The organism is Ignavibacteriota bacterium (assembly GCA_016212665.1).
In the GTDB taxonomy this organism is placed as follows: domain Bacteria; phylum Bacteroidota; class Ignavibacteria; order UBA10030; family SZUA-254; genus FW602-bin19.
In genome coordinates, this window is record JACREZ010000009.1 from 81,450 (window position 1) to 106,569 (window position 25,120).

35 protein-coding genes and 2 tRNA genes are annotated in these 25,120 nt (G+C 42.3%); 6 read left to right on the forward strand and 31 right to left on the reverse strand.

Annotated elements, in window-relative coordinates:
* Positions 1-47: 47 nt before the first annotated feature.
* The 8 genes from HY960_03280 to HY960_03315 all read right to left on the reverse strand — a co-directional run bounded on the left by HY960_03280 (position 48) and on the right by HY960_03315 (position 9,324).
* Positions 48-1,574: a glutamate--tRNA ligase gene (locus HY960_03280; GenBank protein ID MBI5214756.1), complete on the reverse strand. Its 1,527-nt coding sequence runs from the start codon at positions 1,572-1,574 to the stop codon at positions 48-50.
* A gap of 50 nt (positions 1,575-1,624) precedes the next feature.
* Positions 1,625-1,717, reverse strand: a tRNA-Ser gene (locus tag HY960_03285).
* A gap of 62 nt (positions 1,718-1,779) precedes the next feature.
* Positions 1,780-3,024: a hypothetical protein gene (locus tag HY960_03290; GenBank protein ID MBI5214757.1), complete on the reverse strand. Its 1,245-nt coding sequence runs from the start codon at positions 3,022-3,024 to the stop codon at positions 1,780-1,782.
* A gap of 79 nt (positions 3,025-3,103) precedes the next feature.
* Entirely contained in the window at positions 3,104-4,642 is a 1,539-nt protein-coding gene (locus tag HY960_03295; GenBank protein ID MBI5214758.1) for a Do family serine endopeptidase, read from the reverse strand.
* 56 nt (positions 4,643-4,698) lie between these two features.
* The gene (gene recO, locus HY960_03300; protein MBI5214759.1) at positions 4,699-5,478 is read right to left on the reverse strand and encodes a DNA repair protein RecO; all 780 of its coding nucleotides are present in this window, start codon (positions 5,476-5,478) and stop codon (positions 4,699-4,701) included.
* A gap of 104 nt (positions 5,479-5,582) precedes the next feature.
* A complete protein-coding gene (mtnA, locus tag HY960_03305) occupies positions 5,583-6,587 on the reverse strand; it encodes an S-methyl-5-thioribose-1-phosphate isomerase (GenBank protein MBI5214760.1) in 1,005 nt (334 codons plus the stop codon).
* Between the two features lie 2 nt (positions 6,588-6,589).
* Positions 6,590-7,513, reverse strand: coding sequence for a sugar kinase (locus HY960_03310; protein ID MBI5214761.1), 924 nt, complete (start codon positions 7,511-7,513; stop codon positions 6,590-6,592).
* A gap of 176 nt (positions 7,514-7,689) precedes the next feature.
* The gene (locus HY960_03315; GenBank protein ID MBI5214762.1) at positions 7,690-9,324 is read right to left on the reverse strand and encodes a M20/M25/M40 family metallo-hydrolase; all 1,635 of its coding nucleotides are present in this window, start codon (positions 9,322-9,324) and stop codon (positions 7,690-7,692) included.
* A 480-nt stretch (positions 9,325-9,804) separates the two neighbouring features.
* On the opposite strand from HY960_03315, the gene HY960_03320 reads away from it, so the two are divergent.
* The 6 genes from HY960_03320 (at position 9,805) to HY960_03345 (ending at position 14,296) form a co-directional block, all read left to right on the forward strand.
* Positions 9,805-10,059: a hypothetical protein gene (locus tag HY960_03320; protein ID MBI5214763.1), complete on the forward strand. Its 255-nt coding sequence runs from the start codon at positions 9,805-9,807 to the stop codon at positions 10,057-10,059.
* A gap of 55 nt (positions 10,060-10,114) precedes the next feature.
* Positions 10,115-10,771 (forward strand): hypothetical protein, encoded by a 657-nt coding sequence (locus HY960_03325; GenBank protein MBI5214764.1) that lies wholly within the window; start codon positions 10,115-10,117, stop codon positions 10,769-10,771.
* A gap of 144 nt (positions 10,772-10,915) precedes the next feature.
* Complete coding sequence (locus tag HY960_03330; protein ID MBI5214765.1) at positions 10,916-11,839, forward strand: SPFH/Band 7/PHB domain protein; 924 nt, start codon at positions 10,916-10,918, stop codon at positions 11,837-11,839.
* 15 nt (positions 11,840-11,854) lie between these two features.
* Entirely contained in the window at positions 11,855-12,313 is a 459-nt protein-coding gene (locus tag HY960_03335) for an NfeD family protein (protein ID MBI5214766.1), read from the forward strand.
* Positions 12,314-12,415: 102 nt separating this feature from the next.
* Complete coding sequence (locus HY960_03340; protein MBI5214767.1) at positions 12,416-13,615, forward strand: T9SS type A sorting domain-containing protein; 1,200 nt, start codon at positions 12,416-12,418, stop codon at positions 13,613-13,615.
* A 177-nt stretch (positions 13,616-13,792) separates the two neighbouring features.
* Positions 13,793-14,296 carry a glycine zipper family protein gene (locus HY960_03345; GenBank protein MBI5214768.1) on the forward strand — a complete coding sequence of 168 codons (504 nt, stop codon included), beginning with the start codon at positions 13,793-13,795 and terminating at the stop codon, positions 14,294-14,296.
* Between the two features lie 87 nt (positions 14,297-14,383).
* Here HY960_03345 and rplQ read toward each other — a convergent pair whose 3' ends face one another.
* From rplQ to rplP, 23 genes are all read right to left on the reverse strand, one after another.
* The gene (gene rplQ, locus HY960_03350; protein MBI5214769.1) at positions 14,384-14,833 is read right to left on the reverse strand and encodes a 50S ribosomal protein L17; all 450 of its coding nucleotides are present in this window, start codon (positions 14,831-14,833) and stop codon (positions 14,384-14,386) included.
* Positions 14,834-14,856: 23 nt separating this feature from the next.
* Positions 14,857-15,846, reverse strand: a complete 990-nt coding sequence (locus HY960_03355) for a DNA-directed RNA polymerase subunit alpha (GenBank protein MBI5214770.1) — start codon at positions 15,844-15,846, stop codon at positions 14,857-14,859.
* A gap of 26 nt (positions 15,847-15,872) precedes the next feature.
* Entirely contained in the window at positions 15,873-16,502 is a 630-nt protein-coding gene (gene rpsD / locus HY960_03360; GenBank protein ID MBI5214771.1) for a 30S ribosomal protein S4, read from the reverse strand.
* Positions 16,503-16,539: 37 nt separating this feature from the next.
* Entirely contained in the window at positions 16,540-16,944 is a 405-nt protein-coding gene (gene rpsK / locus HY960_03365) for a 30S ribosomal protein S11 (protein MBI5214772.1), read from the reverse strand.
* Positions 16,945-16,962: 18 nt separating this feature from the next.
* On the reverse strand, positions 16,963-17,346 hold the full coding sequence (gene rpsM / locus HY960_03370; GenBank protein MBI5214773.1) for a 30S ribosomal protein S13: 384 nt from the start codon (positions 17,344-17,346) through the stop codon (positions 16,963-16,965).
* A 32-nt stretch (positions 17,347-17,378) separates the two neighbouring features.
* The gene (gene rpmJ, locus HY960_03375) at positions 17,379-17,492 is read right to left on the reverse strand and encodes a 50S ribosomal protein L36 (GenBank protein ID MBI5214774.1); all 114 of its coding nucleotides are present in this window, start codon (positions 17,490-17,492) and stop codon (positions 17,379-17,381) included.
* Positions 17,493-17,499: 7 nt separating this feature from the next.
* Positions 17,500-17,718: a translation initiation factor IF-1 gene (gene infA, locus HY960_03380; protein ID MBI5214775.1), complete on the reverse strand. Its 219-nt coding sequence runs from the start codon at positions 17,716-17,718 to the stop codon at positions 17,500-17,502.
* 8 nt (positions 17,719-17,726) lie between these two features.
* The gene (map, locus tag HY960_03385; GenBank protein MBI5214776.1) at positions 17,727-18,491 is read right to left on the reverse strand and encodes a type I methionyl aminopeptidase; all 765 of its coding nucleotides are present in this window, start codon (positions 18,489-18,491) and stop codon (positions 17,727-17,729) included.
* Positions 18,492-18,525: 34 nt separating this feature from the next.
* The gene (secY, locus tag HY960_03390; protein MBI5214777.1) at positions 18,526-19,863 is read right to left on the reverse strand and encodes a preprotein translocase subunit SecY; all 1,338 of its coding nucleotides are present in this window, start codon (positions 19,861-19,863) and stop codon (positions 18,526-18,528) included.
* 13 nt (positions 19,864-19,876) lie between these two features.
* Positions 19,877-20,353 carry a 50S ribosomal protein L15 gene (rplO, locus tag HY960_03395; GenBank protein MBI5214778.1) on the reverse strand — a complete coding sequence of 159 codons (477 nt, stop codon included), beginning with the start codon at positions 20,351-20,353 and terminating at the stop codon, positions 19,877-19,879.
* Positions 20,354-20,377: 24 nt separating this feature from the next.
* Positions 20,378-20,569, reverse strand: a complete 192-nt coding sequence (gene rpmD, locus HY960_03400) for a 50S ribosomal protein L30 (protein ID MBI5214779.1) — start codon at positions 20,567-20,569, stop codon at positions 20,378-20,380.
* Positions 20,570-20,573: 4 nt separating this feature from the next.
* Positions 20,574-21,110 carry a 30S ribosomal protein S5 gene (gene rpsE, locus HY960_03405; protein ID MBI5214780.1) on the reverse strand — a complete coding sequence of 179 codons (537 nt, stop codon included), beginning with the start codon at positions 21,108-21,110 and terminating at the stop codon, positions 20,574-20,576.
* A 43-nt stretch (positions 21,111-21,153) separates the two neighbouring features.
* Positions 21,154-21,224: transfer RNA gene (locus HY960_03410), tRNA-Gln, on the reverse strand.
* A 30-nt stretch (positions 21,225-21,254) separates the two neighbouring features.
* Positions 21,255-21,626: a 50S ribosomal protein L18 gene (locus tag HY960_03415; GenBank protein ID MBI5214781.1), complete on the reverse strand. Its 372-nt coding sequence runs from the start codon at positions 21,624-21,626 to the stop codon at positions 21,255-21,257.
* Positions 21,627-21,628: 2 nt separating this feature from the next.
* A complete protein-coding gene (gene rplF / locus HY960_03420; protein MBI5214782.1) occupies positions 21,629-22,180 on the reverse strand; it encodes a 50S ribosomal protein L6 in 552 nt (183 codons plus the stop codon).
* 17 nt (positions 22,181-22,197) lie between these two features.
* Positions 22,198-22,593 (reverse strand): 30S ribosomal protein S8, encoded by a 396-nt coding sequence (gene rpsH, locus HY960_03425; GenBank protein ID MBI5214783.1) that lies wholly within the window; start codon positions 22,591-22,593, stop codon positions 22,198-22,200.
* A gap of 10 nt (positions 22,594-22,603) precedes the next feature.
* Positions 22,604-22,789: a type Z 30S ribosomal protein S14 gene (locus tag HY960_03430; GenBank protein MBI5214784.1), complete on the reverse strand. Its 186-nt coding sequence runs from the start codon at positions 22,787-22,789 to the stop codon at positions 22,604-22,606.
* Positions 22,790-22,798: 9 nt separating this feature from the next.
* Positions 22,799-23,455: a 50S ribosomal protein L5 gene (gene rplE / locus HY960_03435; GenBank protein ID MBI5214785.1), complete on the reverse strand. Its 657-nt coding sequence runs from the start codon at positions 23,453-23,455 to the stop codon at positions 22,799-22,801.
* Between the two features lie 15 nt (positions 23,456-23,470).
* Positions 23,471-23,794 carry a 50S ribosomal protein L24 gene (locus HY960_03440; protein ID MBI5214786.1) on the reverse strand — a complete coding sequence of 108 codons (324 nt, stop codon included), beginning with the start codon at positions 23,792-23,794 and terminating at the stop codon, positions 23,471-23,473.
* A 12-nt stretch (positions 23,795-23,806) separates the two neighbouring features.
* On the reverse strand, positions 23,807-24,175 hold the full coding sequence (rplN, locus tag HY960_03445; protein MBI5214787.1) for a 50S ribosomal protein L14: 369 nt from the start codon (positions 24,173-24,175) through the stop codon (positions 23,807-23,809).
* A gap of 11 nt (positions 24,176-24,186) precedes the next feature.
* Positions 24,187-24,447 carry a 30S ribosomal protein S17 gene (gene rpsQ, locus HY960_03450; GenBank protein MBI5214788.1) on the reverse strand — a complete coding sequence of 87 codons (261 nt, stop codon included), beginning with the start codon at positions 24,445-24,447 and terminating at the stop codon, positions 24,187-24,189.
* Positions 24,440-24,670: a 50S ribosomal protein L29 gene (rpmC, locus tag HY960_03455; GenBank protein MBI5214789.1), complete on the reverse strand. Its 231-nt coding sequence runs from the start codon at positions 24,668-24,670 to the stop codon at positions 24,440-24,442. The genes rpsQ and rpmC overlap by 8 nt, the downstream gene beginning before the upstream one ends.
* A 12-nt stretch (positions 24,671-24,682) precedes the next feature.
* Positions 24,683-25,105: a 50S ribosomal protein L16 gene (gene rplP / locus HY960_03460; protein ID MBI5214790.1), complete on the reverse strand. Its 423-nt coding sequence runs from the start codon at positions 25,103-25,105 to the stop codon at positions 24,683-24,685.
* Positions 25,106-25,120 lie beyond the last annotated feature (15 nt).

Consider the following 25,120-nt stretch of genomic DNA (forward strand, 5'->3'; position numbering starts at 1 on the left):
TAACCCCTCCAAGGAGGGGAATTGGAAGTCCCCTCTTGAGAGGGGATTTAGGGGTGTGTTATTTTCTCTATTGCAATTTGAATTCTCTTGATTACTTCATCTTTCCCCAAGATAAATAAAATATCATAAAGTCCCGGACCGCCGCTGACTCCAGAAACCGAAAGCCGAACGCCATGAATCAATTTTCCGTTTCCGATACCGAGTGCTTCTGCTGTTTTATGAAGTGCGGCTTCGAACATTTCTTTTGTCGGATTTTCTAAAAAAGAATATTCCTCAATCAGTTTTCTGAGGTGAACCGGAGTATCTTCTTTCCATCGCTTCTTCACAGCATCTTCTTCGTAGTGTGCCGGCGCTTCAAAAAAGTAGGAACTCTGTTCGATAAAATCCTTAACAAACGAAACACGTGGACGCATCGCTTCGATAACTCGAAGCAAATATTCATCTGCAAATTGTTTTCCACTGAACTTGCTGTTTGATAATTCAATCTTCAACATTATCAAGACTTCTTCGTCCGGCAATTTTCGGAGATGCTCAAAGTTCAACCAATTTAATTTGTCGAGATTAAACACCGCGCCCGCCTGATGAACTCGTTCCAACGAAAACTGTTCGACAAGTTCATTCAGATAAAAGAACTCCTGTTCTGTCCCCGGATTCCATCCAAGCAATGCGACAAAATTAATCAGCGCATCTTTCAAAAATCCTTTTGCCCGATAATCTTCCACTGCAACGTCACCCTGCCGTTTGCTGAGTTTTGATTTATCAGGATTCAACAACAACGGAAGATGGGCAAAGTTCGGTTTCTCCCATCCAAAGGCATCATACAAAAGCACATGCTTCGGAGTCGAAGGCAACCACTCCTCGCCTCGAATAACATGAGTTATCCTCATCAAATGGTCATCAACAACATTTGCAAGATGGTATGTCGGGAATCCGTCGCTTTTAATTAACACTTGGTCATCAATCAAGTTGCTGTTAAACTCAACCCGACCTCGAATCAAATCATCAACAGTAACTGTTTGATTCTGTTCAACATTCAGTCGAACCACGTAAGGCAACCCTTCAGCAATTTTCTTTTTGAATTCTTCCTCTGAAAGATTCAAACAGAACTTATCATACTTCGTTTGAAGATTTTTCTGTTGCTGTTCATTCCGAAGTTGTTCTAATCGCTCTGCAGAACAAAAGCAATAGTATGCTTTTTTCTTTTCTATCAGGTGTTGTACATGTTCTTGGTAAATCTCTAATCGTTCCGATTGAATATACGAACCAAACTCGCCTACCTGAACAACACCTGGATAATTTATTGAGTTAGAACAATTTGAAATTGACAATCCGCAATCCGAAATTCGCGGTCCTTCATCATACTCCAATCCAGCCCAAGCAAGAGTCTTCAGAAGATTCTCAACAGCCCCTTCAACATAGCGTGTACGGTCTGTATCTTCAATGCGAAGAACAAACACGCCGTTATTTTTTCGGGCGAAAAGATAATTGTAAAGCGCCGTACGCAAACCGCCGACGTGTAAATAACCTGTCGGACTTGGCGCAAAACGGACTCGGATTTTTTCTGATATTGTCATAATATTTGAAATAAAAAATCCCCAAGTGAATGGGGATTTCGTTTTATTGTTGGCGGAGAAGGAGAGATTTGAACTCTCGGTACAGGTTGACCCCGTACGGCGGTTTAGCAAACCGCTGGTTTAAGCCACTCACCCACCTCTCCAAGTGTTTTACTTAATTTTTTGAACGGCAAAATGTACAAATTTATCTACTAAGTTACAAACCTCATTTTCGCTCTCCATGTTCTCTGACCTCATATTTTGCATCAATAGTAATTCGTTCTGCATACGAACTATTCCAACTTTTGTGGAAAATATTTTGAAGTTGTTTAGCAAGCCGATTGTTCTTTACTACAATTCCCAAATTGCGTGAAGTGTAGAAATAACTTTTCTCACAGTTGCTTGTCCCAAGCCAAAACTCTTTTCCATCAACGAGAATTAATTTGGAATGAACAACCCGTGCATACGAAATATAACCACCTGACCATTCAGGAATAACCATATATTTCAATTCGATATTCGGCGTGGTTGATAATGCCTGCAAAGAATCTACTCCGGGATGGTCTTTCTCCCAATCCGAAACAATCATTTTTACCTTCACACCCCGTGCGGCGGCGTTCTTCATCGCATCCTGAATTAATGAGTAGGTACTTTTGTCCCTTGCCTTTGTCGAGTACGAAAGAAATTGCAAGTACACTTCTTCTTTTGCACTGTTAATGAGATTGACAATGTTCGGTTCATCCCACAAAAGTGTATCGGCAATGTATGGTTTCGGACTGCATGTCGGTTTGAAAAATATCGTATCGTTATTACTCTCAATAATTTCCATTGACGTTGCATATTGTCTCCGTTCGATAAACGGTTTCAATCGTGCTTCCTCTGCATTGCCGGAGAGTCTCCAATCAAATTCGAAAATATCTTTATAGACCTGAACGGCTTCTTTGTGTTTCAATCGAATTCCTAGTTCTTGAATATGCTTTAACGCCCGCCAATCGAAGTTCTGACTTCCGAGAAACAATTCTTCATCATCAACAATAAAGAACTTCGCATGTTGAATTCCCCCTCCAATTTTTCCGAAGTCAATGACATGCGTTTCGATAGTTCCTTCCAACGGCGTCCCATCATATTTTAATTTATTCTTGTAATTATCAATCACAGCAGGATACGTTTTATACATTCTCGAATCAACAATAATCCGAACACGAACACCGCGAGCCGCCGCATCTTCAATCGCATAGAGAATGGCATCGAGCGGCTCACCTTTCTCCGGTGAAATATAAAATTGTTCGATGTCGAGTGATTTCTCTGCCCGTTTTATCATCTCGAGCCAAACATCATACGCATCACGGATGTCGGGATTGTCGAGCGTTGTTTCGATGGGAGTGGTTTCGACAAGTTCAATTTCGCCTCGTTGCTGCGATAAACTTATAAACGAAAGAAGTAATATCAATAAAAGTATTTTGGTCATCATATAGTTGTAATTGGATTGCATCAAAATAAAAAAGGGTCGGGAATATTCCCAACCCTCATCATTCAAATCTGCGTTGTCCTTATTTTGGAATCTGCATCGTGATAAAATTCGTCGTTCCTTCTCTTCGTTTTACACGAAGTAATACCGCATCACCCGCCTTCTGATTTTCGAGAACCGATTTCAAATCTTTCACCGATTTGATTTGCTTCTTATCGGCTTCGAGAATGACATCGCCGGTGCGCAGTGAACGATTTGATGCTTCGCTGAATCGTTTCACATCAGACACAACCACACCATTCTCAACTTCATAATCTTCTTTCTGTTGCGATGTTAAATTCTTCACAGAAAATCCGATGTCTTCGAACGAAGCAGTTTTCGTTGGCATTTCCTCTTCATCACTCTCTTTCTTTCTCGGATTTGAATCTCTTGCAGAAACAGTTTCTGCATCGCGTGAACGGAGAGTTACAGATTTCTTGAATGTTTTCCCGTCACGGAAGATTTCCAACGTAACATTATCTCCGGGATGATGTTGTGCAATCATGGATTGCAATTCGTTCGATGCGTTCACTTCTTTTCCATCAATCGAAAGAATAACATCACCATCTTTCAATCCTGCTTCTGCGGCGGCACCGTCTACCTGAACATTATCAATAAATACTCCGTGTTTGTTTTTTAAGCCCAATGCTTTCGCATCAGTTTCATCAACGCTCCGAATGCTGACCCCGATGTATCCGCGACGAACTTTTCCATACTTAATAATATCTGATGCAACCGCCGTTGCAAGATTTATCGGAATTGCAAACCCGTATCCCTGATATCTCGCATTCGTTGTAGCAATTGCTGAATTGATTCCGACAACTTCGCCGTAAAGATTCACTAAGGGTCCGCCGCTGTTTCCCGGATTGATTGCCGCATCTGTCTGGATGAAATTTTCAATGCGATATGGATTGCTTGCATCAATAATCCCAATATTTCTTCCAATGAAACTGACAATACCGGCTGTTACCGTTGATTGCAAACCAAGCGGATTACCAACTGCAATCACCCACTCGCCCACTTCAAGGCTATCTGAATTTCCAAGTGCGGCGGTCGGTAAATCTTCACCGTCAACTTTCACAACGGCTAAATCGGTGGTCGGGTCAGTTCCGACGACTGTTGCTTTCAATCTTCTCGTGTCGTTGAGAATCACTTCAACGCCATCATCTGCCGCGCCTTCGACGACGTGATTGTTTGTCAGAATATATCCTTCAGGGTTGATGATAACTCCGGAACCTGCGCCTTGTTGCGGCTCAGGGTTTTCAAACTTAAAGTCCGGTCCGAAGTGTTTGAAAAATTCCTGAAGTCCCCCATCTTTTGAATCGCCGCTTCCACCTTTGGTTGTCACATTGATATAGACAACAGTCGGCGTTACCGCTTTTGAAACAGCCACGAACGATTTCCCCAACGCTTTTGAATCGAAGTTTGAATCGTGAAGTTTACTCGGTGCGCCGAGTTTCACATTCTCATCGCCCGCGAATCCAAATTCCACTCCGCCTTTGAAACTCGATACGAGTATCGCTCCAAACACGATTCCGATTGTTACTAAAAATATTGCTGCAAGAACAGATTTTTTATTCATTGATTATTCCTTTTTGTTTTTACTGCACTAATATACTTGATTTTTTCAAACTTGTTTCACCGTGTGTCATTGCTTGTGTGATAGATTTTCCGTGAACGTAATTGCTTGAAACCCGTAACATGCGACTGAAAGTATCGAGCAAAAAATTCTTCAATTTCGTGTTCTTCTTTTTGTTCAAGCGTAAATCCACCAATATCAGAAGTTGTTTTAAACGATAATTGCTGAAGTTTGTTCAATGCCGCTGCTGAAATTTTAAACAATCCATGTTGTGCAGGTGAACAATGTTCGCACACAGGAGAACCTTTATGCAAGTCGAACATCAACCATTTGCCTGCGTTCGGCTCCCGGTTGATTTCCTTTTTACAAAGATGACAGTTACCAAACACTGGTGCGAATCCTAAAAGTTCCGCCAACTTCAGCATGAAGAAAAATAATATCGCAGTGGTGGCGGAAGTTTTATTCACCGTAGCAAGTGAATCTGCCATCAACTCAAACAATGGAATGTTCTGTTCCTGTTCGTGGGCAATGTCATACACAAGTTCGATGATGGATAAACCGACGGAGAGTTTCTCAAGGTCGGCGGCGAAGTGATGATACGAATAAAGCAAAGCGCACTGCCCGACCGTTTGAACTTCTCTCCCCTCTTTGATATACAGTACAATCTGCACATGCGACATCGGCTCAAGCGCCGCGCCTATTTTACTGTTTGCCCGGCGCGCCCCTTTTACAATTGCACCAACGCGCCCCAGTTCTTTCGTGTAGAACGTAACAATCTTACTCGATTCTTTGAACTTGATTGTTCGGAGAACAATGGCTTCTGTCTTTACAACTAACAATGAAAAATTAAAAAAGCAAAATGAAAAATGGCCTATTACACATTATCAATAAATAAATCACTACTGACGAATGACTAATAACAAATGACCAATGACCATTGACATTACAATTGAAACGGCGGGTACTGAATTCCATTCTCAGTAACAATTGCCGAGATTAAATCATGTGGTGTGACATCGAACGAAGGATTCCAAACTTGAACATCGCTGGGCGCGATGGGAGTCCCAAAGACTTCTCTCACTTCGTTAGCATCCCGTTCTTCGATAGGAATCTGAGTTCCATCTTCAATTGACGTATCAATTGTTGATGTCGGGGCGATGACATAGAACGGAATTGAATGATGTTTTGCAAGCACGGCCAAGCCGTATGTACCGATTTTGTTCGCCGTATCTCCGTTGCGTGCAATTCTGTCGGCGCCGGTCAACACGCAATCAATCTTCTTCGTCTTCATCAACGATGCCGCCATACTATCAGTTATTAAGGTTACATCAATGCCTCGCTTCATCAATTCCCACGTTGTCAATCGCGCGCCTTGAAGCAACGGTCGGGTTTCACATGCAAACACTTTTATTTTTTTCTTCTTTGATGCAGTGACAACAACTCCAAGCGCAGTCCCGCCTGCACCGGCTGTAGCCAAATCGCCTGTATTACAAATTGTCAGAACATTTGCCTGAGCGGGGAGAAGAGTATTTCCATGCTTTCCGAGAAAATAGCAATATGACATTTCTCGCTGATGTATATTCGACGACTCCTCTTGGAGAAGCCCGATGCCCGTCGGAACATCTTGAATCCTTTCAATTACCTTCTCCATTATTTCAAGGCAACTAAACAAATTCACCGCTGTCGGTCTTGTTGCTTTCAGTTTGTTAATAACTTTTTTGAGTTCACTTTTGAATGTCGGAAGGTCTGCCTGAAGCAATCTCTGAGCCGCCAACGCGACTGCATACGTTGCGGCAATCCCGATTAACGGCGCTCCGCGAATTTGTAATGATACAATCGCCTCAACAATGGTCTGATAATTTACTGTGCGAACATAATATTCTTCAAAGGGAAGTTTCGTTTGGTCAATAAATTTTACAACATCATACTCCCATTGTATTGCTTTCATAATTACGAAAGAGTCAAATCGTCGAACTTCGTTAATTGCCGGAACTCGTGGAAACGGTCCTGAATTTCCAAGTACGTCAAATCGTTGAATCGTTCGAGACTAAACCGCTCGACACAAAACGAAGCGAGAGTGCTTCCGTAAATCACTGCACGACGGAAATTCTCTTCTGATAAATCATCCGTCCGCGCAATCCAACCGATGAAACCGCCGGCAAATGTATCACCTGCACCTGTCGGGTCGTAAATACTTTCTAACGGAAATGCCGGAGCGGAGAAATATGTTTTCTCAGTGAAGAGCAACGCGCCATGCTCTCCTTTTTTAATGATGAGAACTTTCGGTCCCATTTTCAAAATTTTTCTTGCGCCCCGAACAAGGTTCGGGTCTTGCGCGAGCAGACGAACTTCGGAATCATTAATGATGAGAATGTCCATCAATTCAAGCGTTTTCATCAACTCTTTATGCTTTCGGTCTATCCAAAAGTTCATTGTGTCGCCGACAATGAGTCGCGGCTTATCGAGTTGCTCGACAACGCGGCGTTGCAACGTCGGGTCAATGTTGCCGAGACAAACGTAGGTTGAACCTTTGTACGATTCGGGAATTATCGGATTGAAATGCTCAAACACATTCAACTCTGTGAACAATGTATCCCTGGCATTCAAATCGTAATGATAACGACCGCCCCACCGAAATGTTTTTTCATCTTCGATGATTTGTAATCCTTCCGTATCAACATGGCGTTCTTCCAAAAACTCGATTGCGCTCTTTGGAAAATCGCCGCCGACAACTCCGACCATTCGAATCGGCTCAAGGAAATAACTTGCCGCCGTCGAAATATATGTCGCTGAACCGCCAAGCGCGTCCTTCACGCTTCCGAATGGTGTTTCAACTGTATCTAATGCTAAGGAACCTACTACTAATAAACTCACTTCTTCTCAATTCAAAGTTAAAAATTAAAAATTTAAAAAAGTATTTGAGTATTTGAGTACAAAGTACAGAGTACTAAGCACAAACTCCATGAAGTAAAAATTCTACTATCAAATGACCAATGACCATTGACTAATGACAAATGACTTTCAACAAAGGACAAAGTACCAAGTACAAATCAATTACTTCCATGCGCCGGGGCTTCTGGTTTCGGCATTGGTTTACGGGGAAACTTCTCGTCGCGCATTGCCGCGTTGTATGCAAACGCCGCCATGATGACTGATGCTTGTTTCAAATCTTCCGTCTGAGCGCGTTCATACACATCCATCGTTGAGTGATGTGTGCGTGAACTGTATTCAATTTGGTCTTGAATGAATTGGAAACCGGGGAGTAACATTCCATCGAACGATTGATGGTCTGTCCCGCCCGTATTACGGATGGTGATTGTTGATGCGCCCATACTTTCAAACGGCTTCAACCACGAACGGAAAATCGGACGGGTTGCTTCGTTTCCTTGCATGTAAATGCCCCGCACTTTTCCGGTTCCGTTATCATTGTTAAAGTATGCGGAAAACTTTTCTGCATCCGGTTTGTAATTGTATGTCGGTACTCCATTCGGTTCCGTTGCATCAACCCGTTCTCCGAAATGCGCTTTCACATATTCACGTGAGCCAATCAATCCCTGTTCTTCTCCGCCCCATAATGCGATACGAATTGTTCGTCTTGGTTTCAAGCCGAGCGTTTTCAAAATTCTCATCGCTTCCATGCAGACTGATGAGCCGGTTGCATTGTCCGTCGCTCCGGTTCCTCCTTGCCACGAGTCGAAGTGCGCGCCTATCATCACAATTTCATCTTTCAAATCCGTTCCGGGAATCTCTGCAATAATATTGTATCCTGAATCCGCTTTTGCCATTTCTACTTCGAGATTGATTTCCAACTTCGGCTTCTCTCCTTTTTGAATCATCCGAACGAGGCGATTGTAATGCTCAACTCCGACGGAAAACTGAGGAAGAATTTTCGGCGCTTTCGGGTCTTGCGCACTTACTCGTTTTGTAAACGGAGTATCGGGATGAGCGGCAACACTCGCCCCTTGAACAAATATATTTCCACCATCGCCGCGGCTTATTGTGAGGATTCCAAGTGCGCCCTCTTTCTCAGCCATTTCCATTTTATGAAAATCAACTAACGCGCGCTTTTTCATTTCCGGAGTCATCTCGAATTGTCTCCGACCGCCGCGCCCGCGCTGTTGCATATCGGCATTTGCCATTTGTAACAATGTCGAATCTGCTTCACGTGTTGCTTCCGGTTCGAAGTGCGCTTTTACTTCACGCACATCATTCAATAAAATATATTTCCCTTTCAACTTACCTTTGTATGTATCGAGTGCGCTGTCAGTCGTCGCATCGAGATACAACAACTCTCCTGTTACCGCTCCTTTCGTTCCGGGCGACCATGCTTTCGGGAAAGAAATCAGCGGAAAGTTTTGCGCGGCAAGCACGTTTGCAGAATATTTTTTTAACGTCCACGGCTTGCCCATTGGTGTCCACGATTCGATATGAACATCACTCAAATCCATTGCGCTTAATCTCTGCTTTGCCCACTCGGCGGCGCGCATGTAGCCGGGAGAATAGGTCAGGCGAGGTCCATAGACATCGGTCAGATAACTCATAAATTCCATCACGAGCGAGCGATTCATTCCTTCATCTTTGATTTGAGCAATGGCGGCTGAATCATATTTTTCCTGCGCACTCACTGATGATAACGTGAGCAACGTTGCAAGAATCAGAAGCGAAAAAAAGTTAAAGCGTTTCATTTGTTTGATAAGTATTGTGAGAATGTATTGCGATTTTGTAACTGATGATTTCAAAATAGGCGTGCAAATATACCTTTTTTAGAGATGATATGCCAAGATGTGTTGGTGATTAGTGAGTAGTGAGTAGTGATTCGGGATTTGTGATTAGACCATCTTGATTTTAGGATTGATTAAATGGTATGATTTACTCACTACTCACAAATCACCACTCACAAATAGAAAATATTTTCAATAAAACGCTTGCTTATTTCCAGAACTTTTCTAACATTAGCACCACGTAAAGGGAAGAACAAACTCCCAAGTTATTATCATCAAACAAGCCCGAAGTATTTCAGGGAAAACGGGCATCGTTCTTTGTCCAAAAATTGTACAAAAAGATGATATTTCCGCCTCGGCGGAAGATAGACTTGCGAGCAGTCCACAAGCCTACCAATTTCAACAATCATCAAAAATAGCCCATTTTGGGTAAAATAACCTTCAGTGAGCCGCTCACTGAGCTTCGGAAATCGCTCACTGAACTTCGGAAACCGTTCACTGAACTTCGGAAATGGTTCACTGAACTTAGGAAATGGTTCACTGAACTTCGGAAATGGTTCACTGAGTTTCGGAAACCGTTCACTGAATTACGGAAATCATTCACTGATATTGGGAAACCACTCACTGAGTATCGCCGGAGTGTTCCTGAAGTACGGAAGTACCTCACTGAATGGTAGAATAGATTTATTGTCATTGTGAAAGAGTTTTTTTTTAATCAACAATATTCTCAACACATACAGAAGGAATGACAGTCATGGATAATATTCCAGAACCCGATAATGAGTTTGATCATTTTCAATCAAACTTTCGGGCGAAAACCGAAGCCGACCACGCAAAGTTCGGCTTAACAGATACCAACAAATCAAACATGCAAACATTGAGCGATGCATGGCAGGCAAAATACGCCGCCGATATCGTCGCACAAAATGCGGCGCGGGCGGCGAAGCAGGAAAAAAATACTGCACGACAGGCGCTCGAAGCGGAACTCAGGCGTGACATCAAGAAAGTGTATGCAAGCGAAACCGTTACCAACGATGACCTCGCCGCATTAAACTTACCACAACGCGACACAGTCAAAACCCGCGCGAACCGCCCATCCACCATCCCGATTGTGCGGATTGATTTTTCTCTTCACCTCCAACACAAAGTATATTTCGTTGACTCGGCAACACCGTTGAAGAAAAAGAAACCGGATAAATATCGCGGGGTGCAAGTCTATATGAAGATTGGCGGACCGCCGCCTGCCGATTACCGTGAATGTTTCCACGCGGGATTCGATACAAACTCTCCCTATTTCTACTCGTTCCAACAGTCCGATTTAGGAAAGACGGTCTATTATATTTTGTTCTGGGAAAACACCCGCGGCGAAATGGGAAACCCGAGCGAAATTTATAGCGCGGTGGTGGGATGATTGATAAATCGTTTAAGTATAAAAAACTGTCGGGACGGAAGTCCCGACAGGACAATCAATTTATTTCATACAAGCACAATATTTTTTTACTGTACATTATTATCGGTTTACTAACATATATTTAAATTCGAAAGGAGAAACAAAATGGAAATAGCAATCTTTCTCGTACTGACTCTCTTCATTATCATAGTCTTATTGAAATCTGCCCGAGTGGTCCCTCAAAAAACAGTTTTTATTATTGAGAGGTTGGGAAAATATCATGTAACTTTTGAGGCAGGTTTTCATATTTTAATACCATTTTTGGACAAAGTTGCATATAAGCATTCCATGAAAGAGATGGTTGTCGAGGTTCAACCTCAATCATGCATTACAAAAGACAACATTGCGGTTGAAGTTGACGGGATATTATACATGCAGATATTCGATCCTGTAAAAGCATCTTATGGAGTAACAAATTATGTGTTTGCAACAACACAACTCGCTCAGACAACAATGCGAAGTGAAATAGGTAAAATTGAATTAGACAAAACGTTTGAGGAAAGGGGAAATATCAATGCAGAGATCGTTGCAGCAGTAGATAAAGCATCGTCACCTTGGGGTTTGAAAGTTACCAGACACGAAATAAAAAATATAATACCACCTACAAGTATAAAAGATGCGATGGAGAAACAAATGAGAGCAGAGAGGGAAAAAAGAGCCTTGATTGCAGAATCAGAAGGCGATAGGCAAGCAAAAATTAATCGTGCTGAAGGGGAGAAACAGCAAGCAATAGCAGTCTCCGAAGGTGAAAGAATGAAACGAATCAATGAAGCAGAAGGAAGAGCACAGGAAATAGAAAGAGTGGCACAAGCGACGGCAAAAGGAATCCGCGAAATTGCTACAGCAATAAATGAACAAGGAGGAATGGATGCAGTTAATCTTCGAATTGCTGAACACTATCTCGACGAATTTGGAAAGTTGGCAAAGACCAACAATACAATGATCATACCTTCCGATCTTTCAAATGTTGCCGGAATTGTTGGATCATTTGGAAAAATATTTGATATGATGAAGAAAGAAGTCAAATAAACGCATCAAATAACTATGAATACTTTTTTGACATCAGCATTATTCTGGTTTTTGCTGGGAATATTTTTTTTGTTGGTTGAAATCTATAATTATGGATTCATTTTTTTCTTTTTTGGAATTGGTGCTTTTATAGTTGCTATGATTACTTGGATAGGAATAATTGATTCACTGACTGTTCAGATATTAATGTTTCTTATCATTTCATTAGTTTCACTTGTATTTTTCAGAAATACATTAAGTGATACATTCAAAGGAAAAATATTTGGTAAACTCAAGCCAGGTCAATCCTTTGATGACATCAAAGGAGAAAAAGCAATAGTATTGTCAAAAATTGAACCCAATAAACTTGATGGGAAGGTAGAATACCACGGAACTGTTTGGTATGCTCAATCAGATGAAATACTTGAAAAAGGTCATGTGGTCGAAATTGTTGAGCGAGTTGATTTAACATTGAAGGTTAAAAAAGTTAGTTAAAAACTCGCACGTTATTTTCACTACTCAATAAGTGTTTTTTTCTCGGGCGTCATCGACCATTCCTTGACGCGACAATAGCAAACAAAATAGGAAATAACTACAATGAAAATACCTTACCTTATAACAATAATCATGATTGCGTTCACTGTTCAACTCAACGCCCAACAATGGACAACAGCCACAACGCCGTATCCTTCTGTCGAGCAAATGCTCGTTGCCGACAATAAATTATTTATTGCAACTGCACTCGGCGTCTATTACACAACTGACGGAACTACATGGGTTCATGCTGTTACCGGAATGACTCCCGTGTATTCCAATGTGTATTATAATGTCACCATCCATAACTTCAATGGCGTGTTATATTCCGGGGCGATGGGGAAACTCTATAAGTCGGTTGACTTCGGCGCAAACTGGACTGAACTCTCAGGTGCCGCTCCTAACGCAGGAACATTGAACACCACATTGTATGCAAACGGCGATACCATCATTGCCGGTTGGAAAAGCAACCCGAAAATAACAAAATCCATAGACGGCGGAACAACCTGGACCTATAGCGAATTGTATGAAGGCATTTCGAAAAACATTGTACGATTGAATGGCAACTTCTATGTACGAGCATACACGGGGATTCATAAATCTACTGATGTCTGTGAAACCTTCACGACGCTGAGCAATTCTCCAATCAATACGAAGGATGGCGGTTTAACTGTAAGCAATGGCATCCTCGTTTGCGGAACATCCGACAGTAGTCTTTATCGCTCGAGCGATGAAGGGAATACGTGGACAAAAACAACAACATCGAACGAACCGTATTGTTTGGAAGTACATCAGGGTCTTCTCTTTCTGGGAACAAGAGATAGAAAAGTTTTTACATCAGCCGACAACGGAGCAACGTGGACAAACCGCACAGGCACCGGCATCAACTCGGATGGAGTAAAAAGTTTCGCACTCTTCAATGGATATGTCTATGCGAGCGCTACCGGCATGCTGTATAAAACCGCCGATATTGTTTCAGTTCAGGAAGAACTCCTTCCATCTGATTTTACCTTACAACAGAATTACCCGAATCCATGTAATCCAAGCACCACCATTTCATTTGAATTACCGAAGGCATCATTCGTTACATTGAAGATATTCGATATACAGGGGCACGAAATCGAAACTCTGGTGAATGAAAAACGAGATGCCGGAAACTATCAGGAAATGTTTTCAGGTGCAACAGTCCCGACAGGTCTGTATTTTTTCCGATTGCAAAGCGGGAATTTTGTTGAAACAAAAAAGTTTATGATACTCAAATAGGTATTCGCATCGTTTCAGTCTTCGAGATCCTTTCAAAGTTGTAGGACAGACATAAGCAAGTGTCTGTCCTACTATCATTCAACAATTTTAAACTGACTCGAAATCTCTCATACCTTTGTTTATCTTTCGATATTGTAGCCGCTGTTCACCTCTATTTTCCACTACTACAGTACACACATGAAATTTTTTCTCATTGCAACATTGATGTTAACGTTCATATCTCCTGTTCTTATATTCTCACAATCTCCCGCGTGGACGGTCGTAACACGTTCTCTGGATACATTGCGTGAAGTTACGATTAGTAGTTTACAAAGAGATACGGTTGTATTCCAAACGCAAAATGGTATCGTCTCCCTTCCTGTTGATTCAGTGAAGTCGTTACACCAGTACATAGAATCCTCTTTTTGGAAACGAGCAGGGACAGGAACGCTCGTCGGTACAGTTGCAGGTGGTGTTATCGGTATTGCTTCGTACACCAAACCCCGCGGCGGTTTTATTGATATCGGACCTGCCGGACATGCGTTAGGGGGAGCGGTGCTGGGAGCCGCAACAGGTTTTCTTGTCGGAGCAATCAGCGGCGCGTTTTCCGGTGGGGAAACATCCTATGATTTCACGGATAAATCTCTGGAAGAAAAAATAAAGATTCTCCGGGAACTTCATAGGGAATATCTGATACAATAAACGGCAGACCTAAACTATTGACGAGGCAAAAAAAAAAGGACTCCACAGTTACGTGAAGTCCATTCATTGATAATCTAAGATGACTTATTAAGCGGTCGCTTCGGTTTCCTTTGCTTTCTTCTTTTCCGTCGGTTTCTTCGGCGCTGCCTGCCCGGTATTATAATCCACCAACTCGACGATAGCAACTTCGCCGCCATCGCCCCAACGTTGACCTAATTTGACCACGCGGGTATAACCGCCCGGTCTCTCGGCAACTTTCTGTGCGATTTCAGTGAAGAGTTCTTTAACGACTGCTCTGTCTTTTACGTACCGTGCAACCATTCGGCGTGCATGAACTCCTGCGGCAACATTTTCTGTTCCGAGTGTGTTCTTTGCCCGCGTGATAAGTTTATCAACAAGCATACGAACTTCCTTCGCTTTGGCAAGCGTAGTTTTCACTTTCTTATGACGAAGAACAGAAGTGGAAAGATTCGATAAGAGCGCTTTCCTGTGGCTTGCCGTTCGTTTTAATTTTCTACCTGCTTTTCTGTGACGCATTTCTAAATTCTATCCGATGATGATTACTTTACAACTTCTTTCAAGTATTTGTCAACGTCCATACCGAACGTGAGACCATTTGTTTCCACGAGTTCTGTCAATTCGGCAAGGGATTTTCTACCGAAATTCCTGAACTTGAGCAACTCCCCCTCATCCTTTCGAACAAGGTCGGAAATTGTTTTAATGTTTGCCGCACGAAGGCAGTTGTGCGAACGAACGGATAATTCCAAATCATCAATATCCGTTGTAAGGATTTTTTTGATACGGGCGTGTTCCATGTCTTTCTCTTTCAATTCCTCTGCGCTTTCGCCGCGGAATTGAAACTGGAGAAACAGGTTCACATGCTCATTGAGAATCTTTGCCGATTGTACCAGCGCATCGTCCGGTGTTATGGAACCATCCGTCTCTACTTCAAGAATCAGTTTTTCGTAATCGGTCTGTTGACCGACTCGTGTCTGTTCAATAAAATAACGAACGTTTTTAATCGGAGTAAAAATGGAATCAATGGCAATCGTTCCCATCGGTTGGTCGGGACGTTTATTTTCTTCCGAAGAAACATATCCACGTCCTTTCCCGATATTCAATTCCATATCAATCTCAGCGCCTGCATTCATCGTGGCAATGTGAAGGTCGGGGTTGAGAATTTCGATTCCCGGATTTGCCTTTTGAAAATCAGCGGCAGTAATTCGTTTCGGACCGGAGAGTTGTAACTCAACATTCGAAATTTTCTTGTCCACTAATTTCATACGGACTGATTTCAAATTGAGGATGAGTTCAACGAGGTCTTCAACGACTCCCGGGATGGTTGAGAATTCGTGCTGAACGCCGCGAATATGGAGACTCGTAAATGCGACGCCGGGGAGTGATGATAACAAAACTCTCCTGAACGCATTTCCGATTGTGACGCCAAATCCTTTCTCGAGCGGCTGAAGACTGAATCGACCGAATGAATCGGTATAACTCGCTTCATCGAGCTGGATTTTATCCGGCATCTGAAAATTGGGTGTTCCCATGTGTTTCCTTTTCGATAATCCTGCAATTACTTTGAATAAAGCTCAACAACAAGTTGTTCGTTTGCATTCAGCGGAATGTCAGCACGCTCCGGAATACTCAAGAACGTTCCTGCCATTTTTGCTTTGTCTAAACTTACCCATGTCGGTAGCATTGTATCTTTTATGCGCTTCATCGAAGAATGAAAAACTTCCATTTTCTTACTCCGCTCCCGGATTTGTACTACTTCACCGGGGCGAATGAGATACGATGGTATTGTTACCACTTTATCGTTGACCAACAAATGTCCATGATTGACAAGTTGCCGCGCTGCTTTGCGCGATGGAGCAAATCCCATACGGTACACAACATTATCCAACCGACGTTCTAACAATTTCACTAAGTTTTCGCCCGTTCTTCCGGGCTGGGCTAATGCTTTTTCAAAATACTGATGAAATTGTTCTTCCATTAATCCATACATACGACGGATTTTCTGCTTCTCGCGAAGCTGAACTCCGTACTCCGACGTTTTCTGACGGCGAGATTGTCCATGCTGGCCAGGAGGATACCCTCTCCGCTCAACCGGACATTTTTCAGTGAAGCACTTTGTTCCTTTGAGGAACAACTTCGTACGTTCTCTTCGGCATAAACGACAACTTGAATCTAAATAACGACCCATATTTTCCTTACTTGATCAACAATACAATAAAACTGAATTAGACACGACGGCGTTTTGGTGGTCGGCAACCGTTGTGTGGAATCGGCGTGATGTCCCGAATACTCAGAACTTCCAATCCGCAGGTAGTCAATGAACGAATGCCCGCTTCACGACCGGAACCCGGACCTTTGACAAAGACATCCACTTTCCGTAATCCTAAGTCGTACGCTTCCTTTGCGGCGGCTTCTGCTGAAACCTGAGCGGCAAACGGGGTATTTTTCCGTGAACCTTTGAATCCGTTTCTTCCTGCTGAAGACCAACTGATAACATTGCCATAGACATCGGCAATAGTTACCTGGACATTGTTGAATGTTGCCTTGATAAAAACTTTCCCGGTAACATCAACCTGAACGCGGCGTTTCTTTTTTGCTGCAGCCGCAGAAGCACTACTTTGTTTTGCCATAATAATCCTGTTCTGAAATTACTTCTTCGCTGCGGCTTTCTTCTTGCCGGCGACTGTCTTACGTTTCCCTTTGCGCGTACGCGAGTTTGTTTTCGTACGTTGTCCGCGCACAGGTAATCCTTTCCGATGACGGAGACCGCGATAACAGTTAATGTCCATCAATCGTTTGATGTTCATTTGCACTTCACTGCGTAATGCGCCTTCGACCTTAAAATCGCTTGTAATAATGGAACGGATTTTTGCTACTTCTTCATCCGTTAACTCACTTACGCGTTTATTAAAATCCACACCTGCAGAAGTAAGAATTTTCTTCGCACTTGTTCTGCCGATGCCATGGATATATGTCAGACCAATTTCTGAACGTTTTTGTTTTGGTAAATCAACTCCGGCGATACGAGCCACGCGGTATTACCCTTTCACTTAATTGTTACTGATTAACCCTGACGTTGTTTGTGTTTTGGATTTTTACAAATAATCCGCACAACGCCGTTGCGTTTGATAATTTTACAATTATCACATAATTTCTTTACTGATGAACGAACTTTCATTTCTTACTCATTTATATCTGTAGATGATACGTCCTTTAGTCAAATCGTATGGCGACATTTCGACTGTGACTTTATCGCCAACTAATATTCTTATATAATTCATTCTCATTTTACCGGAGATGACTGCCAATATCTCATGTCCATTGTCGAGTTTCACACGGAACATCGCGTTGGGCAATGTATCAGTTATCACTCCATCAATTGTAATGGGACCTTGTTTTGCCATTCAGTTCCTTACACTGTTAATATTTCTGCGCCATTTTCCGTTATTAAAACCGTATGCTCAAAGTGAGCAGATGGAAACCCATCTTCTGTTTTTACTGTCCAACCGTCCGAATCGGTAAACACATCGTACGCACCTGCATTCACCATCGGCTCAATTGCGATTGTCATGCCCGGCACTAATTTCATCGTCGGGCTTTTTTCTGTAAAGTTCGGGATATTCGGCTTCTCATGAAGTTGTCTTCCAACTCCATGACCAACTAATTCTCTGACGACCGAGTACCCGTTACTTTCTACATGTGTTTGTACTGCCTGAGAAATATCGCAAACACGATTTCCGTTTGTCGCTTGCTTTATTCCCTCGTACAGTGACTCTTCTGTTATTCTCAACAGCCGCAGTTTCGCGTCAGATATTCTTCCGACTTGATACGTCCACGCACCATCACCGAAGTAATTATTTTTCTTTACTCCGACATCAATGGAGATAATTTCCCCTTCTTTTAGATGGTAGTCATTCGGAATTCCATGAACAACCTGGTCATCAACCGAGGCACAAATACTTGCCGGAAATTTATTATGCTTGTTAAATCCGTAACCTTTGAACGCCGGAACAGCATCTTGCGAGCGAATGAAATCCTCAGCAAAACTATCTAATTCTTTTGTACTGATTCCCGGGCGAATTATCTGACCTAACAATCTTAATACTTCAGCGACAATCCGACTGCTGTTTCGTATGAGTTCAATTTCATACGGAGATTTAATTAATGCTTTCGACATATCCTGCTGACAAAGAGCAGAACCATCTTACCAATTAAAATCTTCTGCCTTTGAGCTTACCGCTCTTCATAAATCCATCGTAGTGGCGCATCAACAAATGAGATTCAATTTGTTGTAATGTATCAAGACCAACGCCAACGATAATCAACAAACTCGTACCGCCAAAGAAACTTGCAAAACTTGAAGTAACACCCATGTTCATCATGAACCCCGGAAGAATTGCTACGATGGCAAGAAAAATTGAACCGGGAAGTGTAATCTTCGTGAGAATGTTATCAATAAAATCTGAAGTATGTTTTCCGGGTCGAATACCGGGAATAAAGCCGCCTTGCTTCTGCATGTTTTCAGCAACGTCTTTCGGGTTGAATGCGACTGCTGTGTAAAAATATGTGAAGAAGATAATCATTAACGCATACACAACCGAATAGGTAATCGAAGTGTATTGAAAATACCCTGCAATTGACTGCATAAATTCACTGTCCGGGAAGAATGTCAGAATCGTGTTCGGTATGAACATGAGCGACTGTGCAAAAATAATTGGCATAACGCCTGCTGTATTTACACGCATCGGAATGTACTGAGTAACTCCACCGTACACTTTTCGTCCGACCACTCGCTTTGCATATTGAACAGGAATTCTTCGAGTCGCCTGTGTAATCATAATAACACCTGCTACGATTAACACCATGAGCGCGAGAATAATTAATTCGATAATCGGTCCACGAACTCCTGAGCGCAATAACTGAAATTCATCGAGTATCGCGTTAGGGAAACGAGCAATGATACCAATAAAGATAATCAATGAAATACCATTACCTATTCCTCGTTCAGTTATTTGCTCTCCAAGCCACATGACAAAAATTGTTCCTGCAGTGAGAACAATCATCGTCGAGAATTGAAACATAAACGGACTCACCGCCGCATGAACGATGGGAACTCCGCCTGCATTCATACTCATCAACTGAACACTCATTCCCCATGCTTGCAGAATGGAGATAAACACGGTTCCATAACGCGTAAGTTGAGTAATCTTTTTTCTTCCTTCTTCTCCTTCTTTTGTCAATTTCTGGAAATAAGGAATGACAGCGCCAAGTAACTGAATAATAATTGAGGCACTGATGTACGGCATGATACCAAGCGCAAAAACGGCGGCATTACTGAATGCACCACCGACGAATAAATCATACAAGCCGAAAAGTGTGTCACCTACACGGCTCTTGGTTGCTTCGACAAGCACTTTCCCATCAACACCGGGAAGCGTAACATGTGAGCCAATACGAACGACAATCAAGAGTAAAGCAGTGTAAATTATTCGCTGCTTTAATTCCTGAATCTTGAAGATATTTCGAAAACTTTCGCTTAATCTAACCATCGTGTTTCACTTCTTACCGTGAACTTGTTGCAACTGTTTGTGCTGAACCGCCTGCTGATTCAATTTTTTGTTTTGCTGTCTCACTAAAAGCGTGAGCAACAATGTTCAACTTTGTTTTGATTTCCCCTTCGCCAAGAATCTTAACCGGCTGAGTTCGTGAAGAAATCGCACCTATAGAAAATAAAAATGCAGGGTCAATTTTTTCTGCCGTAAGTTTTCCCTTACTTGCAAGTTCTTCAAGACGTGCAACGTTTACCGCTTGATATTCTACCCGGAACGGACTGAAGAAACCGACTTTAGGGATACGACGGTTTAAAGGCATCTGTCCGCCTTCAAACCAATTACGAAACTTTGCGCCGGAACGTGAGTGCGCTCCTTTGTTTCCTTTCGTCGCTGTACCGCCATGCCCCGAACCTTGTCCACGACCTATGCGCTTTACGCGTTTCCGTGAACCTTCTGCGTACTGTAAATTATTAAGACCTTTTGTCATTGTATTAAACTCTTACTTGTAAATTTAAGCTGCGTCTATTTCTTCGACTTTAATGAGATGTCGTACTCGTGTGATCATCCCGCGAATGATTGGTGTATCAGATTTAATCACTGAATATGATGGTCGTCCGAGTCCAAGCGCTTCAATAGTACGTTTTTGTTTTTCCAAACAGTCAATCTGGCTGACAAGCTGTGTTATTCGAAGTTTCTTTGCCATAGTTTTAGTTCGTCGTTGCTTCTACAGTCATACTGAATAATTTATTAATTGATGTACCGCGGTTCATCGCTACCGCCGCGGCATCACGTAAGGTCATTAATCCCTGCATTGTCGCTTTCACGACATTTTGAGGATTCGATGAGCCAATGGATTTCGTTAAAACATCTTTTACACCGGCAGACTCCAACACTGCTCTCACACCGCCACCGGCAATAAGTCCTGTTCCGGGTGAAGCCGGTTTCAACATAACTCTTGACGCGCCAAAACGTCCGAGAACTGCATGAGGAATAGTTCCTCTGCCTATGTTCACTTTTACAACATTCTTTTTGGCTTCTTCTACGCCTTTTGCGACTGCGTCCTGAACTTCGTTTGCTTTTCCCAGACCGATACCTACGTGACCATTTCCGTCACCAACAACAACGAGCGCACTGAAGCTAAAGCGTTTACCGCCTTTCACTACCTTTGCGACACGGTTGATTGCTACTAACCGATCCTTGAGGTCTAATTCACTTGCTTTAACTCTTTTCAAACGATTCTCCAAATGTAAAACGATGATAGATAAATTTCATACTTTTATTTATTTGCTGCCGGACATGGATTCGAACCATGACTGACGGCTCCAAAGGCCGCTGTCCTACCATTAGACGATCCGGCAATGCTCGAAGCCGTACGAACGGTTGCGTGCTTAGAAAACTAATCCGCCTTCTCGTGCACCTTCTGCTAACGACTTCACGACTCCATGATATTGGTATCCGTTTCTATCGAATACAACTGTCTTGATATTATTCTCAATTGCTTTTTTTGCTACCGCAATTCCAACTTGCTTCGCAATTGATTTTTTATCTTTTGCACCTGTTTGTAACACGGTTTTCACACCTTCAGACAATGTTGAAACTCCGAGTACTGTTTTTGAACTCGTATCATCAACAAGTTGAGCATAGATGTGTTTCAAACTTCGATACACAACCAAGCGAGGACGTGCTGTCGTACCGCGAACGGTTTTCTCAATATGCTTTTTTATTCGCTCCCGTCGGGAACTATGTGTTTTTGTACTCATGCTTATTTCGCTCCGGCTGTTGCCGCGGCTTTACCTGCTTTTCTTCTAATATATTCACCTTCATACTTCACTCCTTTACCCTTGTAAGGTTCCGGTGGTCTGAAGGAACGAATTTTCGATGCAACCTGACCGACTAATTGTTTATCAATTCCTGAAACTAAAATGTTCGTCGGAATAGGAACTTCAACCTTAACGGAGTCCGGCGGGACGAAAATAATCGGATGAGAATACCCCAGGTTTAATTGAAGTCTCTTCCCTTTCATTTCAGCCTTGTAACCGACGCCCACAATTTCAAGTTTGCGTTGAAATCCTTCCGAAACACCCTTTACCAAATTATTAATGAGTGCGCGCCATGTTCCATGTAAAGCACGTTGACTTTTTTCATCAGAAGAACGGGTGATAAATAATTCTGATTCCTTGACTTCAATACTAATTGAAGTTGGTACTTTTGCCGTTAACTCTCCTTTGGGTCCCTTCACTTTGAGTATGTCAGATGATTTTTCAATCTTCACACCCTTTGCTACCGGAACAGGTTTTCTGCCAATTCTTGACACTCTTTATCCTTTCAAATCTACCAAACAAAACATAAAACTTCACCGCCGACATTTGCTTCTTTAGCTTGAGCATCTGTCAAAATTCCCTTCGATGTGGAAATAATTGCCATGCCTAAACCGTTTAACACGCGGGGAATTTCAGACGATGGAACATACAACCTTCGTCCAGGTCGGCTAACTCTTTTTAATCCTTGAATCGCATTTGTGCCTGACATATATTTCAATGCAAGCCGAATCGTTCCCTGAGGAGAATCCTGAAGTTCAGTATAGCCGTTAATAAAATTATGTTCTGCTAAAACTTTTGAGAGCGCTCGTTTCATGTTCGATGCAGGGATATCAACTTTTTTATGTCCTGCTCGAATTGCATTGTTGATGCGAGCTAAAAAATCTGCAATTGGGTCTGTTGTATTCATTCTTTCTTTCTTACCAACTTGCTTTCACAATACCGGGTATTTTTCCATCAAGTGCGCGTGAACGGAAGCATAATCTGCACATGCCGAATTTTCGGAGATATGCCCGCGGACGTCCACATACTCCGCAACGATTATGTTTTCGTACTTCAAATTTTGGTGTTCGTTTCGCTTTCGCGACCATTGCTAATCTTGCCATTGCGGTTCCTTACTTTGCTGAAGATTGTTGTTCAACAGGTTCGTCTCGTTTCACAAACGGCATCCCGATTGCTTTCAGCATTTCGTATGCTTCCTGATCCGTATTCGCTGAAGTTACAAACGTAATATCCATACCGAACATTCTTGTTACTTTATCAATATCAATTTCAGGGAAAATAATATGTTCTTTGATTCCAAGCGTATAGTTCCCTCTACCATCAAATGACTTATCGGAGAAACCACGAAAATCTCTAAGACGCGGAACAGCGACACTAATAAATCTGTCAAGAAACTCAAACATTCTCTGACGTCGTAAGGTCACCCGAATACCAATCGGGATACCCTCGCGTAACTTAAAATTTGAAATTGCCTTCTTTGCTTTAGTCGTTACTACTTTTTGTCCTACTATGAGTTCAAGGTCTTTCGCAACAGTATCAACTACTTTTGCATCCTGCGTACCATAGCCGACACCAACATTTACACAAATTTTCTTGAGATGCGGAACCTGCATAACATTTTTGTAATTAAACCGTTTCATCAAATCGGCAATAACAGTAGTTGTGTAGAGTTCATACATTCTGGGCGAAATGCCCTTTTCATCACCGTGTTGCTGGGCGGGAGACTTTTTTTCTTCCGCTGCGTCTGTTTTCTTTTTATCTTTTGCCATCGTTACTTATTTGTCTTAAAACATTTCTTCGCATTTTCTACAAATGCGCATGGTTTTTTTCCTGGCTGAAATAGTATCCTGTATTGATTTATGCCCGATACGAGTTTGCTTACCGCACTTGGGACAAATCACCATCACATTCGATACATTAATTGGCGCTTCTTTCTGAACTACGCCGCCCTGCGGATTCTTCACATTGGGCTTAGTATGACGTTTAATAATATTTACGCCTTCAACGATTACGCGATCCACATCACGAAAAACCTTCAATACCTTTCCGGTTTTTCCACGTGCATTTCCTGCAATTACTTTTACTTGGTCATTTTTGTGAATATTCATATCAATCAACTTTTATAATACTTCAGGCGCTAACGAAATGATTTTCATGTAATTTCTATCGCGTAACTCACGCGCAACCGGACCAAAGATGCGGGTTCCTCGTGGTTCGCCCTGAGCATTCAATAATACAGCGGCATTCTCATCAAATCGAATATAAGAACCATCTTTCCGCTGCGTCTCTTTTGTCGTTCTAACCACGACAGCGCGGGAAACTTCACCCTTTTTCACGCCCGCCCCGGGAATTGCGCTCTTCACAGATACGACAATTAAATCTCCGACACCTGCATAGCGTCTGTCATGTCCGCCCAAAATTCTAATGCAACGTACCTTTTTTGCACCGGAATTATCTGCTACAACTAAATTCGTTTCTTCCTGTACCATGGATAGTTCTCTTACTTTGCTTTCTCAATAATTTCCACGAGTCTCCATCGTTTTCGCGAACTGATAGGCCGTGTTTCCATTATCTTCACTTTATCGCCTATGGTAGCCTCTTGTTTTTCATCATGCGCCATAAGTTTTGTTGTGAGTTTATAATATTTTTTAAACAACGCATGTTTCACACGACGTTCGATTGCAATAACAATACTCTTCTGCATCTTCGTGCTAACAACTTTTCCTACGCGTGTCTTACGTTTGTCGGTTCGTTCAAGCATTTTTCTTTTCCTGCGTCTTGGCTGTTGCAGCCATCTTTGTTTGAAGCTCCTGTAAAACCGTTCTCATGCGAGCAATCGTTCTTCGTGTCGTACGAATTTTAATCGGGCTTTCAAGCTGACTAGTAGCTTTTTGGAATTTTAAGTGTGCTAAATTTTCTTCTTCTTCAAGAATGCGTTTTGCCAATTCTACTTCGGCCATTCCGCGCATTTCAGTAACTTTCATTAACGGCATATTTTAAGCACCCTCATACGTTGGTCGAACAACTACTTTGGTTTTAATAGGCAACTTGTGCATCGCGAGATGAAATGCTTCTTCTGCAATTTTTTTATTTATTCCACCAAGTTCAAACAAAATCGTCCCTGGTTTCACTACGGCAACCCAAAATTCAGGTGCGCCTTTTCCACTACCCATACGGGTTTCAGCAGGCTTTTTCGTCACCGGCTTGTCGGGGAAAATTCGAATCCAAACTTTTCCTTCTCGCTTCATCAAACGTGTTAACGCTACGCGCGATGCCTCAATCTGACGCTGGGTTATCCAACCGGGTTCCATTGCTTTCAAACCAAAATCTCCGAAAGAAATAGTTGCCCCGCGCGTGGCAATTCCACGCATTCTTCCACGCTGTGCTTTTCGATATTTAACTCTTTTGGGTAATAACATTTTTTATTTTTCTAA